This is a genomic window from Okeania sp. SIO2C9, assembly GCF_010672455.1.
GTDB lineage: Bacteria > Cyanobacteriota > Cyanobacteriia > Cyanobacteriales > Microcoleaceae > Okeania.
On sequence record NZ_JAAHGO010000051.1, the window covers coordinates 29,967 to 44,831 of the forward strand.

At 35.1% G+C, this 14,865-nt stretch carries 9 protein-coding genes; 8 read left to right on the forward strand and 1 reads right to left on the reverse strand.

What is annotated here, in order from left to right; all coding sequences use genetic code 11:
- The first annotated feature begins 170 nt into the window (after nt 1-170).
- The 6 genes from F6K23_RS28515 to F6K23_RS28540 all read left to right on the forward strand — a co-directional run bounded on the left by F6K23_RS28515 (nt 171) and on the right by F6K23_RS28540 (nt 8,992).
- The gene (locus tag F6K23_RS28515) at nt 171-1,538 is read left to right on the forward strand and encodes a ParA family protein (RefSeq protein ID WP_293162047.1); all 1,368 of its coding nucleotides are present in this window, start codon (nt 171-173) and stop codon (nt 1,536-1,538) included.
- A 171-nt stretch (nt 1,539-1,709) separates the two neighbouring features.
- The gene (locus F6K23_RS28520; protein WP_293162049.1) at nt 1,710-2,504 is read left to right on the forward strand and encodes a Rho termination factor; all 795 of its coding nucleotides are present in this window, start codon (nt 1,710-1,712) and stop codon (nt 2,502-2,504) included.
- A 1,204-nt stretch (nt 2,505-3,708) separates the two neighbouring features.
- Nucleotides 3,709-5,277 (forward strand): aminotransferase class I/II-fold pyridoxal phosphate-dependent enzyme, encoded by a 1,569-nt coding sequence (locus F6K23_RS28525; RefSeq protein WP_293162050.1) that lies wholly within the window; start codon nt 3,709-3,711, stop codon nt 5,275-5,277.
- Nucleotides 5,278-5,754: 477 nt separating this feature from the next.
- Complete coding sequence (iscB, locus tag F6K23_RS28530) at nt 5,755-7,056, forward strand: RNA-guided endonuclease IscB (RefSeq protein WP_293162052.1); 1,302 nt, start codon at nt 5,755-5,757, stop codon at nt 7,054-7,056.
- Nucleotides 7,057-7,315: 259 nt separating this feature from the next.
- A complete protein-coding gene (gene cbiT / locus F6K23_RS28535; RefSeq protein ID WP_293162053.1) occupies nt 7,316-7,918 on the forward strand; it encodes a precorrin-6Y C5,15-methyltransferase subunit CbiT in 603 nt (200 codons plus the stop codon).
- Nucleotides 7,919-8,113: 195 nt separating this feature from the next.
- Nucleotides 8,114-8,992 carry a phosphatidate cytidylyltransferase gene (locus tag F6K23_RS28540; RefSeq protein ID WP_293162054.1) on the forward strand — a complete coding sequence of 293 codons (879 nt, stop codon included), beginning with the start codon at nt 8,114-8,116 and terminating at the stop codon, nt 8,990-8,992.
- A 749-nt stretch (nt 8,993-9,741) separates the two neighbouring features.
- Here the strand turns inward: F6K23_RS28540 and F6K23_RS28545 are convergent.
- Nucleotides 9,742-10,518 carry a DUF2993 domain-containing protein gene (locus tag F6K23_RS28545; RefSeq protein ID WP_293162056.1) on the reverse strand — a complete coding sequence of 259 codons (777 nt, stop codon included), beginning with the start codon at nt 10,516-10,518 and terminating at the stop codon, nt 9,742-9,744.
- Between the two features lie 2,389 nt (nt 10,519-12,907).
- On the opposite strand from F6K23_RS28545, the gene F6K23_RS28550 reads away from it, so the two are divergent.
- Nucleotides 12,908-13,675: a pseudouridine synthase gene (locus tag F6K23_RS28550; RefSeq protein ID WP_293162058.1), complete on the forward strand. Its 768-nt coding sequence runs from the start codon at nt 12,908-12,910 to the stop codon at nt 13,673-13,675.
- 289 nt (nt 13,676-13,964) lie between these two features.
- Complete coding sequence (locus F6K23_RS28555) at nt 13,965-14,864, forward strand: RodZ domain-containing protein (protein ID WP_293162059.1); 900 nt, start codon at nt 13,965-13,967, stop codon at nt 14,862-14,864.
- Nucleotide 14,865: the final 1 nt, after the last annotated feature.

A 14,865-nucleotide genomic window follows, 5' to 3' on the forward strand; every position in this document is an offset into this window, starting at 1 on the left:
CAGATATTTTCTACAGGTGAGTGAAGTCCCACGTTTTGCTGACGTATAAATTCGTTAACGCTGCATGACATGAAACGCTCTTCATCCATGGGCTGAAGCGATATGGTTTTCAAGAAAAGCGAACTCCTGTTATTATCTAATATCTAAACTTAAACTACAAAGAACGACAGATGAATGATGCTGTGAAAAATCAAGCCCTTGTAGATGCTTTGGTAAATCTTCCGGAGGACGCAAGTGAACCGGAAGTTAGTAATATTTTTGCATCTAAATTATTTAATTTTTTAGGTTTTGAAGAAAATGAAAGAGTACCTGAATTTTCTACAGGAACTGGTACTCAAGCGGTCGATCATGCTCTACGTCAGAATAGAGAAAATGACATATTTAATCAAACCAGAACTAATCCAGATGTGCTTGTAGAATTGAAAGCTCGGAATATTAATTTAGCTGCTGGTTCAAAAGGATATAAAGAGATTTATAAACAAATAAAACGGTATTTATTAGGAGAAAATTGTAGATCGGCGAAGTGGGGAATAATTAGCAATGCTAATCACATCCAATTATTTAGAAAGCATGGAAAAGTTATCCATCCGGTGACAGTTTGTCTGGAAATTAATTCAGAAAATATTATCAATATCGCTACATTAATTAAAGAAAAAATTGATAAACCACGAAAAGTATTAACAGTAGCAGTTTATAACGATAAAGGCGGGGTAGGAAAAACTACAACTATAGTTAATACCGCAGCCACCCTATCACTCCCACCGTATCACAAAAAAGTTTTGGTTGTTGATTTTGATCCGAATCAAAGAGACTTGACAAATTCTCTACCAATTGAACCTAGTACACCTACTTTTTTTGATTGCTTAATAGATAAAAATATTAATGTTAGAGATGTAATTAAACCCTACAACCAGTTAATTAACTTTAGAGGAGGCAAACAAAAATTTGGTTTTCATGTAATTCCTGTACATAAAGATACTGATTGGAATGATATTGGACAAAAAATTACTTTTGACCGATTAAGCAAAAAATTAGAGCCACTAAAAAATTACTACGACTATATATTTATTGATTCTCCTACTAATTGGCAAATTTTTAGTCAAAGTGCTGTTTATGCAGCAGATGTAGTTTTAATACCAGTAAAACATCTATGTTTAGCCTCCCTAGAAAATGCAGCTATAACTATCAAGGAATATATACCAAAAGTTCAACAAGTAAGAAGAAAAAATCAAGATTTCGGACCTATGGCTTTGCCGATTTTTTTCAATGGGGGAAACATGAGCGAAGCTCAAAAGAGACGTGTTCAAATCCATATTAATCAATTGATTAAATATGCTCAAAATAATCGAAATAATAAGTTTAATCTTACACCATATTTTTATCCTCGCTATACAACAGGAAAAAATATGGAAATATTTGAGTTGCGTCATTATGCACCTATAGCAAGTTCTGCTTTTGATGGTGTACCTGCTGTTTATAAAAATAAGATAGCTCGTGAATATTATAAGAGTTTGGTTAAGGAATATTTTCTGCAATGAGCAATTTAAGTAAAATTGGTAAGTTCATATATCTATAATATGGATGAAATTGAACTCGGAGATGGAAAAAATTATCCTGAATTTATAATTTCATCGACAGCAAAAGTTCTGAATGAAACTAATGAAAAAACTGGGTATCTATGATTGTTAAAGTTGGAGAAGAGTATTATAATGAGCAATTTAAGTAAAATTGGTAAGTTGATACATTTATATATGGATGAAATTGAACTGGGAGGTGAAACAAATACTCCAGAATTTATAATTACATCAACAGCAAAAGTTCTGAATGAAACTGGTGGGAGAAACTGGATACCTATCATTGTTAAAGAAGTGGGAGAAGATCGATATCAAGTAATTGGTAATTCTTTTATTTTTGCCGTAGCTGAAGCTGCTGGTTTAGAAAAAGTTTGGTGTATTATTGCTGACAAAAGTGAAGAAACTGAAAAAATTAGCAAAATTTTGTCTGGAGAAAAAATACCACAAATAAATCTTTCCACCGCCACGAGAGACGAAATTAAAACAGCACTTCAATACTTAATTGAAAAACCAGACAGTCAACTTAAAGGAGTCAAACTAGCAGTAGCCACAAATCGTATTGATGAAGCACCACGTCAATATTGGAAAGATTTTCAACCCATCACAAAATTAAAGTGTGGAATTACAACTTCTAAAGTAAATGCTTTGAAAGAAGTTTTTTATCTGAGTCCTCAACCAATACCCGAACTAGAAAAAGTAAATCTTTCCACTGCTACAAAAGACGAAATTCAAGCAGCACTTAAATATTTAATAGAAAAGCCAAATAGTCAACTTAAACAAGTTGAATTAACAAAAGCCACAGAACGTATTGCTGAAGCTCCACGCCAAAATTGGAAAAGCTTAGAACCAATTACAAAATTAAAGTGTGGAATTGGAAAAGCCAAGATTAATGCTTTAAAAGAAATATTTTATCTAAGGAACGTAAATTAAATAAGACCGGAAATTTCTGGTTTAGGCTTTGGAAACCTATTTAAGTTAATTAATTTTCTCCGGTTTTAATTTGTTCTCGTTCCCTAACCACTCAACCAATGTCATAAACATAAAAGAAAACCAGAATATGAAAACTAGAGATTCATACCAATGCTCAAAAAGAATGCTAGAAAAAAGAAAGCCAGAAATTTATGTATAGAATTAGCTATTTTCCATCCTCTAGTCTACTTAGGACTGGCTGATTAACTATCAAAGCCTTTACATATAAATGCTGTACCCTTTTTCGAGCGAAAAAAGTGCAAGCTTTTCGGTCTGCTCAAGCTCAAAAAGTTAGCATTTTGAGCAGATAAGGGCAGAAAAATAATTCTTACAATTCTTCCTCCTAGCTCCTTTATAATTCCTATTTATTCTGAGTTATAAGTTCTGACTCCTACCCTCATTCATAAAATTTTTCAGCAAACCTTACTTATAGATAGATACTTCAGATAAGATAAAAATTTATCCGGTCGGGAACGTAAAGATCGGCTTTTGCACATTACAGATTTGCTCAAAAAATTCTTAACTGAAGCGTATTTACTTAATAGATAGGATTTTCAAATCTAAGATAAGTATCATTTGCAAGTTTTTTTTAAAATTGGCTTTGATGTGAAAATTTACTCCCAAATTTAATTTTCTACTATAGCTAAATCAAAATTTTCCCATTCTTCTGACTCCTGCTCAAAAAACTTAATCTTATATCAAATTAAAAAAAGGTCGTTACAGTAAAAAAGATAGTAGGGAGTAGATAAAACCCTTGCTCTTTATTTAGGGTTTGCGCTCAAAAGTCTTTTTGCTGAGGTAGGAGACAGGAGACAGGAGACAGGAGAAATGGGGAATTTAAAGGAGGCAGTAGGAAGAATTATCCCTTGATTTTTCTGCGATAGTCAACCCAAAATCCTAGCTTTTTGAGTTCCCTAGAACGAAAACCTTGTACTTTTTCAAGACCCAAAAAGGCACTTATCAATATAAGTCAATGCTTTTATATTTATTCAGCAAGCCCTATTTAATTTTTCTATATGGCAAAATCAAGGTCTTCCCTAACTACAAAAAAACTTAATCTAGCAGTATCTTTTGAAACTGGTATTAGTCAAGATACTAAATTAGTTAAATAGGTTTTACATCTATTATTTTTCCCTTAATTTATTCCTTCCTTTTCCTTATCTCAATGCTCGACCAAAACAAAGCACCAATAATTCAAACTCTCAAAAATCTTACCCAAAAATCTCATGCTCCTTTCTACGCACCAGGACATAAACAAGGAAAAGGCATTCCACAAGCACTTAATGACTTATTAGGTAAAAAAGTATTTCTAGCAGACTTACCAGAATTACCAGAATTGGATAACTTATTTGCTCCAGAAAGTGTAATTAAAGAAGCTCAAGAATTAGCAGCAGAAACTTTTGGAGCATTACAAACCAAATTTCTAGTCAACGGTTCAACTACAGGAATTATCGCTGGAATATTAGCTACTTGTGGCAATGGGGATAAAATTATTTTGCCTCGGAATATTCATCAGTCAGTAATTTCTGGGCTAATTATTTCTGGAGCAATTCCCATTTTTATCCATCCTGAATATGACTCAGATTGGGATATTGCTCTGAGTGTCACTCCTGAATCTATTGCCCAAACCTTAGCAAAACATCCAGATGCCAAAGCAGTGATGGTAATTTATCCTACCTATCATGGTGTCTGTGGAGATATTGCAGCGATCGCCCAAGAAGTCCACAAATATAATATTCCCCTATTAGTAGATGAAGCTCACGGCCCACATTTTGCTTTTCATCCAGAATTACCAACTCCAGCATTAGTTGGTGGAGCAGATTTAACAGTACAATCCATTCATAAAGTATTAGGGGCAATGACTCAAGCCTCAATGTTGCATCTTGGCAGTAAGCGTATAGACTCCTACCGACTCAGCCAAGCCTTACAAATGCTACAGTCTAGTAGTCCAAATTATTTACTTTTGGCATCTCTTGATGCTGCTCGCCAACAAATGGCTTTGTTTGGTCAAGAACTAATGAGTCAGACTTTAGAATTAGCTAAGGATGCTAGAAATAGAATTAGTCAACTGCCAAATTTTTCTGTATTTGATAGAGAAAGAAGAAGCTTGACTAGCTCAACAGGAAATTCAGACTTATCAACTGATGAGGGGAAAAGATTACCTTTCTGGATAAAAGGCAGAAAAGTTGATGAAAGTTATATCAATTCTGGATTTTTTGCTCTTGACCAAACCAGATTAACAGTAAAAGTCTCTAATATTGGTTTGAGCGGGTATGAAGCTGATGAAATTTTACATCAGAAATTAGGTGTTACTTGTGAGTTACCAAGTTTCAAAAGTCTGACATTCATTATTTCTCTGGGAAATATAAAGGCAGATATTAACCAGTTAATAGATGCTCTAGTAAATTTAGCAGAGCAAAATTGTAGAAATAAATTTAACCATATCACTGACTTTAAGACAGAAATTGACAATTATTTAATTGATTCCTCAATTCCTTTATCTCCCAGAGATGCCTTCTTTGCCCAGAAAGATTATTTGCCCATAGAACAATCTTTAGGTTGTATCAGTGCTGAACTTATTTGTCCCTATCCACCGGGTATTCCAGTATTAATGCCTGGAGAAATTATTACTCAACAGCATTTGAAAATACTTGAACAAGTCCGAACATTGGGTGGGATAATAACAGGGTGTAGTGACCCAACTCTCAAAACCATGAAAGTGTGTAGATTTTGACATCCTCCCCGGCCTAAAGGCACGGGGATTCCTACTGAGCCGTAGCTCTTCGGCGGGTTGACGCTTCACAGGGTGCTGCTTCCTTGGCGGTAGTCTGACGCTTCCCTCCACGTCCATTTAGAGTTTCCGAGTGCCCCCCGGCAACTAATAATACTGTAGCATATATTCAATTCACTTGCAAATAAAATAAAAAGTCGCCCTACAAGGGCGAGGCTTTAAACCCAATTTTTCGGTCAGCACCCCGCTCTAAAGAGACGGGGCTTCGGGCCTCGTTAATTTAGGTAGCTGACCCGCCTAAGTCTTAACTGACTACGTTGCATTTAAGTGCCAAAGTTCTCACCTTGGGATGCTCCACCAGTCCTGAGCTTCTGAAACCAGATAATTAAAAGTTTACGAGGGGTAAAGCGGTGTTATTTGGATGTGCCGGAATGCAACATTGGCCAGGTGGCCATTACCCTAGCAATAGGAGATTTTTCAATGAGTAAAAATTCAGTTTTTGTGCTGGATACAAATAGAAAACCCTGTAATCCAGTTCATCCTGCTGTTGCCAGAAAGTTATTAACTCAACGAAAGGCAGCAGTATTTCGCAGGTATCCTTTGACAATTATTTTGAAGGAGGAATCAAAAAATCAACCGAAGGAATTAAGAATTAAGATTGACCCCGGTGCTAAGATTACTGGTTTAGCTTTAGTATCAGATACCAACATTGTCTGGTGTGCTGAGTTGGAACATCGAGGGTTTCAAATCAAGGACAATTTAAGCGACAGACGAGCCAGAAGAAGGTCAAGACGCAACCGTAAAACTCGTTATCGTCAGCCCAGATTTCTGAATAGAAAACGACGGGATGGTTGGTTGCCTCCATCGTTAATGTCGAGGGTTTTTAACATTGAATCTTGGGTGAAAAAGCTGTGTCGATTAGCTCCTATTTCTACTATCAGTATGGAGTTAGTTCGATTTGATACACAGAAAATGGTTAATCCAGAAATTAATGGGATAGAGTACCAAAAAGGCGAACTATTTGGTTATGAGATAAGAGAATATCTGCTTGAGAAGTTTAATCGCACTTGTGTTTATTGCAATACAAAAGAAGGGCCTTTTAACTTGGACCATTTCTATCCTAAATCTAAGGGAGGTAGCGATAGAGTTTCCAATTTAGTATTGAGTTGCGTTAAGTGCAATCAGAAAAAGGATAACCAATTGCCTGTTGATTTCTTAAGGGATCAACCCAAGCTTTTAGCATTAATTGAAAAGCAGAGAAAACAACCTTTAGCTGATACTGCGGCTGTTAATGCAACTCGCTGGAAATTAAAGGAAACCCTCGAAGCTATGGGTTTACCTGTTGAAGTTGGTTCTGGAGGATTAACTAAGTTTAATCGAAAACGTCTAGGTATTAGTAAAAGTCACTGGACTGACGCTGCCTGCGTTGGCACTTCTACTCCTGATAGTTTGAACATCAAAGGATACCAACCCTTGCTAATTAAAGCTATGGGACGTGGTTCTCGTCAAATGGTTAACTCTGATAAGTACGGTTTTCCCATCGTAGCACCTAAGCTGAGACAGAAATCATTCTTTGGCTTTCAGACTGGAGATATTGTCAAAGCTGTTGTCAAGAAAGGTAAAAAGATTGGTACTTATGTTGGTCGAGTTGCTGTGAGAAAAACTGGCAGTTTTAATATCAAAACTAAAACTGAACTTATCCAGGGAATTAGTCATAAATATTGCCAACATACCCATAAATCTGATGGATTTAGTTATGGATTTGGGGAAGTGGTTCAATAAAAAGTTAAGGTTGTTAAACTAATAATTAGTCAACCAACTAATTCTACTCAACTCAACCTTTTTGATAGCACTGAATGTTCCATTCAAACCACCAACACCAAAACTCAACGCACTTTTAAATCGAAAAGAACGGAAGGGGAACAATTAAGTTGATTCGGCGATTAAAATCGCCTGGGTCGAACTTCCTCCGCGTACTAAAGTAACGCGGCTTCCGTTCTCCCACCCTTTTTTCGTGAATTACTGCTAAAAAAAATATCCTATGCCTTCTCCACTTTGGCCTTATGTTACTCCAGGCATCTCCGATGACCTATTTGAACGTTTACCAGGCATTCCTATGAGTAAGCGAGAAGTCCGCTTACTGTTAATATCTTATTTACGATTACAATCAGACTCTATTGTTTGGGATATTGGGGCAGGAACAGGCACCATACCAGTAGAAATTGGATTGATATGTCCCGAAGGCCGCATTATTGCTATAGAAAGGGATCGAGATGTAGCAAATTTAATTCGGAGAAACTGCGATCGCTTTGGGGTAGAGAATGTGAAAGTAATTGAAGGTAATGCTCCTGAATGTCTTGATGGTTTAGCTGAGGCGCCTAGTCGTGTCTGTATAGAGGGAGGCCGTCATATCAAAGCCATACTCCAGGAAGTTTGGAAAAGGTTATTACCACAAGGCAGGGTCATAGCTACTGCTGCTAATCTAGAAAGTCTTTATGCTGTGTCTGAAAGTTTTGCTGATTTACAGGTTCGCAATGTAGAAGTAGTTCAACCTGCACTTAATCGTTTGGAGACAAGAGGTATACATCAGACTTTTGCAGCAATTAATCCCATATTTATCCTTAGTGGTGAGAAAATAGACTGAATTTTACTGGAACATTTAACGCTGCATTATTGGAGCAAAAACTTAACCTATCATTAGACATCTCCTCCAAAAGAGGGAATAGATATGGAGGGGGAAAGAACTGATAATTTCTGTACGATAATTGATTTTATTTTTTATTTTTGGAGGTGTCTATTATATATATTATCATATATAATATCTAAATTTGTACATATTATGTCTTGGTCTCGTATTATTAGTGGATTGGTGGCGATCGCTGTTGCTCTGGGAATGATTATTTTCGGGGGATGGTGGTTTACAGTAGGCATGGGAGCGATCGTTTACTTAGGCCAACTAGAATATTTTCAACTAGCACGCACCAAAGGTATTGCACCAGCAGCCAAAACCACCCTAGCATTAAGTCAAGTTATGTTGGTAGTAGCTGCTCTAGCCCCTGATTTAGTAGATGCTATATTTACATTAGCAGGAACTCTAATTTGTTTTTATCTACTATTTCAGCCAAAATTAGCTACAATCGCTGATATAGCATCATCAATTTTAGGTCTATTTTATGGTGGATATCTACCGAGTTATTGGATTAGACTCAGAGTTGGACTAGAAGCTCAGTTACAGACACCTCACACAATTCCACTAGGAAGTTACTGGGATATTTCATGGATAGACCCTTTGAGTTGGCCTCCGAGTTTAACATTTACTCTACTTGGTTTTTGCTGTATATGGGCTGCTGATATTGGTGCTTATTTTGTGGGAAAATTCTTTGGCCGAATTAGACTTTCAGAAATAAGCCCCAAAAAAACTGTTGAGGGTGCAGTGTTTGGAGTTTTGGGTAGTGTAGGAGTAGCGACAGTAGGTTCTTGGTACTTAGGTTGGCCTGGTTTGCCTTGGACAGGTGCTGCTTTGGGTTTGGTAGTAGGTATTGCCAGTCTACTTGGAGATTTGACTGAATCGATGATGAAACGAGATGCAGGCGTGAAAGATTCTGGACAACTAATTCCTGGACACGGAGGGATTCTTGACCGCACGGATAGTTATGTTTTTACTGCACCTCTCATATATTATTTTTTTACTCTACTTTTACCACTTCTCAATACTTAGAATTTAGTATAGTAAACGTTGTACATAAATATAGTCTTATGTAGTCAAACAATGTCAAATATCTTCGTTTATTTGTACAAAATAGCTACTAAATATTTGACAAAATTTAATAACTCAAAGGCCTTATACCAAATTGAAATGAAGCTGCATAGAATAATATTTCAATCATAATTGACTGTAGGTAAGCTTAGATAGGGTTTGCGCTCATAAAGTCTTTTTGCTGGGGTAGGAGACAGGAGACAGGAGAAAGGAGACAGGAGAAAGGAGAAAAGGGTCGGGAGCGAGGAGATAGGAGTAAGAATTTTCCCAAGATTGTTCTGCCCAACTCTTATCTAAAATACTAACTTTTTGAGCGTTTTAGACGTGATATAAGGCACTTTTTAAATGCCCCAAAAAGGCACTTGTCTTTATATGTCAATGCTTTTAGATTTAATCAGCAAGCCCTAGAAAAAGATAGATAGATTTAATGAATTTCATCATTCTATGCAACCTCATATCAAACTGGTATTATGTTTAATGGTACAATCAAACCTACCTGAGAATTAAAGACTAAGTCACAATAATAAAGATTAATAAATACTCGAATCCTTTAGTAATTTTAATCCCTTGATTTATGAGATTAGTTGAGAGACATATCCCATACAAAAAATCATCGGTTTTATGCTGAAATTGATAGACTGTGTTTCTTGTCTAAAAGTCTCTATAACTATGGTAATTATTTACTTCGTCAGTCTTGGATATAGTTGAAGTTATGGGTTGACTGTTAAGCGACCTTGACAACTAAGTTGACCAGAATTTAGTGTTAATTCTTTTAATTCAACATCAGATCCTAAGTCAATTTTTATATTATTTGAAAAGTCATAACTAGGCTTTTGCAAAATCTGAATATCTAGATTGTCTAACAATAGTTCAGAGCTACTAGCAAGCTTCAAATCAGTATGCAAAGTTAAGGAAATCTTTTCATCTGATGTAGACAAAAAATTAGCAAATAAATTTATCCTGTCTGTAAAAATTTCAGCTTTCTGGTCATACAAACTAATTGGTTGTTCTAGCTGTTCTAAAAAATCTGGCGGTAATAATGGAGTTAAAAATTCAACGACCGCTTGAGCTAACAGAGGAGATTGTAGACTAGTATTAAGGTCAGATTGTAGTAATTTAAGCTTACCAAATAAAGGAAAAGATTCTAATATTTGTAATGGTTTACCCTTGATAACTTGACCAATATTAATCTTAATTCCAGTTGCAGATAAATCTATCTCTGTTAAATTTAATCCTCGAAAAACCACATTAGAAGCAGCAACAGAAACCTGCGGAATTTTTCCTGTCAGAATTTGGCGATCGCCACCTTCAATCAGAACTTTTAATTGTTCTACCTGTTCTAGTTGAGATTTTAACCAAAATTTCAATGCAGGGGATAAAAATCTACTAACAATTCTACTTTTTCTTGGAGTTGATATTTCATCTTGACTTTCAATAGCAACATCAGAATTAGAAATTTGATTCTCTTGTGGTAAATTTTTATTCATCAAAGGCACCATTAGGTTAGTATAGTAAGTCTTATAATTACTTCTAGAGACGGAGAATATATAAACTAGCATATTTTATAGCAGAAGATAAGAAGGAAGAAGGAAAAATCTGGCGTTGTCTGACTAAGCTTTTTATATGTCCTAGCCTTTCCTTCAAGTGCTATACCAGGATTGGATTGAAAAACTCTGTATTTCTAGACAAGCTTTGATATTTATTTGAGCTGATACAAATTTAATGTGAGGCTGAAAAGAATTATACAATTCATTCATTCTAAGCACTTAAACAAAATTAATTACCGAATAATTAATAATTAATAATTAAATAATTCGCGCCTTGAAGCCTCCCCTTTCAAGGGGAAAATAAAGAAATAATATTTCCTTACATTCAATTCCGTAACAGTTAAAACCTGAGGTAATTATCCATTATCAATTACCAATTATCAATTAATGAAATATTCTTGACCTAAATTGTCCAGGATTTTGTTCGGGTATTTAAGTAAGCAAGACCAACTCTCATAAGCATCTACTTTAATCCATTCATATTTAATAAATTTCTATCAAATTGTGATTATAGTCATTCTGAATAAGACTGGAACACTTTTTCAGCTGAAACTCTTTCAAGGCAAGAAACCCTTGTCTCAATCTTAACTGGAATGACTATAAGTTGTGCTTTGGTGAGTAATGAGGTAGCCAAAATATGTTAAATTTTTTTGTTCTTATTCTTCTAGCTTTTCTATCAAACTTTGGCTAGTATTAATTGACACTCAATCCATGAAAACTACAGTAAGCTTAATTGGAATTAGACAAAAATTAGGCAAAAAAGTCCTCAAGTCTATAGAAGCCATTTGGTATCTTTGCAGGTGATATGTGCTTTTGTCTGCCTTCCTCAGTCGGTGGTGAAGTCAGGAAATTTAGAAATAGAATAGGTGAAAGGGGAAAAAGGTAGAAAAATGCTCCCATTTCCCCTACTTCCCCACTCCCCTACTCCCCTACTCCCTTTTCCTTCTTTCTTCTTGAATGTTGAAACTTTTTCTTGCCAATAATAGGGAATTGGTAGCATTAAATAAATTTCTCTTTTTCACCTTGTGAAGCAGCTACACAAAATTAATTACACATTTTTTAAGATTAAGTTCCTGATATTCTCAGCATTATATAGAATCATAGTAGGCTAATAATTTTGTTTAGGTGCTTAAATAAGCTCTAACAACTTGTGGATTTTGAACTATTCCCATAAATCAGGTTTTTTACCGAAAAATTGTGGGTATGCGCCTCCCCTTGGATAGGGGATAATAAGCGGTCGTTTGCGCAGCATGACCTAGGATGGGATGGCGAGGTCAAAGGAGCTATATCCAATCGACTCCTGTGAAGAAAAATTATCATTATATGTCAATCCTCTTCTTTCAAGGAGAGGTAATTATTCATTATTCATTATTCATTATTAATTGTTGAATCAGTCCCATTTGCATAATTTCCCCAATCATATTGAACTTTTTTGGAATGCTTTTGATCGTTTATTTGCTCACATTAACTCCCCACTTTTTTGAGGGTTTTTGGATATTATTTAATCCACTGTTTTACTGGCTCTTTTTTCCACTGACTTAACTTAGCTTTTATGCCTCCTCCTTTTCTATATGGCCATAAAAAACTATCTATTTCCCCATGGGGTTAACTAATTGTCAAAAGTTATTTTGCTGACTCCAAATAGTTTGATTAATTCAAGGATAGAAAACTCTTTATCGTTCAACATTATAAATTTACCGAATTATTAATTATTAATAATTAATAATTAAATAATTCAGGTTTAAAGCCTCCCCTTTTAAGGGAAAAAAAGCGGTCGAGGGATGGCGAGGAGACCTCGCCATATCCAATCAACCAAGACAGCGGTCGATCTTCGCAGCTTCCCGAAGGGTGGGATGGCGAGGAGACCTCGCCATATCCAATCGACTCCTGTGAAGAAATAATATCTCCTTATATTCAATCAAGAGCGGTTTTAACCAGAGGTAATTATCAATTATCCATTATCCATTAATGAACTGTATTTCTCGGTTGAGAGAATTGGCTTAAGCAAGTGTCATTTTTTTTCTTGCCAGAAACTATGAACTCTGTCAAACTTTAACTGGTCTATTTGCTATTCAGTCGCTCCTTCAAATATCTGATTTTATGTTTATATCTCAAATTCAAATGCTAAAAACTATATATTGCTTTTATTATAAATTCAGAACAATATAACACTCCCTGTCGGAGTTGTAAAAAATTTCCATGTATTTATTTTTTCTTCTACCTTCCACCTAATATCTACAACCTACCTACACCAAAAATTTACGATTCAAATAGGATTACTATATATTGACTAATAATCTGAATCGACAAAAGTGATGAACTGAAAAGTATGGTTGAAAGAGTACAAAAAATATTATCTCAGTGGGGAATAGCCTCTCGACGTCAAGCCGAACAAATGATTATAGCTGGACGAGTAAGGGTGAATGGTATAGTTATCCCATTAGGTGAAAAAGCCAATCCGGAATTGGACAGAATTGAAGTTGACGGTTTGCCCCTCCGACCAGAAAACCGTCCTAAATCTATATATTTATTGCTCAATAAACCGATGGGAGTGATTTCCACTTGTTCGGAACCTAGTAGACGTAGTAAGGTTCTAGATATTCTAAGTTCAGAACTACAAAATGGGAAGGGAATTCATCCAGTAGGACGCTTAGATGCAGATTCTACAGGAGCGTTACTCCTCACAAATGATGGTCGAGTCACATATTGTTTGACCCATCCCAAACATTGTCTTCCCAAAACTTATCAAGTATGGGTAGAAGGTCATCCGCAAGAATTGACATTAAAATTGTGGCGTCAGGGTATTATCTTATCTGGTAAAAAAACTTTACCTGCTCGGGTTAAAGTCCTAGAAGAAAGTGATAATTCTCAAACTCTTTTAGAAGTGGTTATCTCTGAAGGTAGAAATAGGCAAATTCGTAGAGTTGCAGAAAAATTAGGACATCCTGTTGTGAAACTACACCGTACGGCAATTGGCCAAATCCAGTTGCAGGTACCTGGAGAGTCTGTTTTGCCTAGTGGTCATTACCGACCTCTAAAAGATTTTGAAATTAACTTTTTGCATGACCAAATCAATAAAAGTTCTCAATTAAGCTAAAACTTAGAGAGTTTTAAGAGTTTGATTTAAGTGGGTATACTAAGCAAGACATCCACATAGAATTTCATAATTTTTTCTAGATAAATCTTGCTGATTTGATCGCAATACATCTAGTAGAAAGCTTTTGAAACAATAGTATGAGCAATATATTTAGGAGTTATAAAATTAAAATTAGTGATTAAAATGATGACAGAAAATCAAGAATATTATTGATATCAATAAATTAATTATTATCCTATAATTATCACTCTCATAATGACAAAATTAATAGTTTTTATAAATTAAATCAATGGTAAATTTTACAGCAATAAAAAATATCAAAAACAGTTTATTTTTATTACAATTTAACAAACGCTTTCATCAAGAAAAGGAACTGTCTTTTGAAGAAAAACAAAACCAAATATTAGTAGATATAGGATATAAATTAAAAAGATTTCGAGAGAAACATTCTATTTGTTTAGAAAGAGTGGCAATAGTAACAATGATTAGAATTAATTTGCTAGAAGCTATAGAAGAAGGTAATCTAGAAAAACTACCTGAGCCTGTTTATATCCAAGGTTTAATCAAGCGATATGCAGATGCTATGGGATTAAATGGAGAGCAATTAGCAAATCTGTTTCCGACTGAAAAAACTCAAGAAACTAGCAAACAATCTCTCCTGAATCTATCAATGCCTCAGCTACGACCACATCATCTCTACCTCTTATATGTATCTATTGTTTTATTGTCAGTTAGTTTATTGCCTCGTCTAATGAGTAGCTATTATATACTAGGGAAAAAATATGAAATTAATAATTATAGAAAAGAAAAAAACCAAAGTGATCTAGCTCAGGCATCTTCAGGTAATATTAAAATTGAGGAAAAATCTACAGACCAAATAACAAAAGCAAAGTTAGAAAAACAAAATAAAAAACAATCTTTAGCAGTGAGTGTAATTGTCAAAGAAGACTCCTGGGTATCAATAGAAATAGATGGAAAAATAGCATTTGAAGGGACTTTAGTGCAGGGAACTCAAAAGACCTGGGAAGCTCAAGAACAATTAGTTTTCTTTGCAGGAAACGCCGGAGGAATATTAATACCTATTAATAACGGACAAACAATGCAACTGGGAAAAACAGGAGAAGTAAAAGAAGTTGTTTTTACTCCTACTGATACTAAAATTTCCCAGTCCAGCAATACTAAAAATTAAA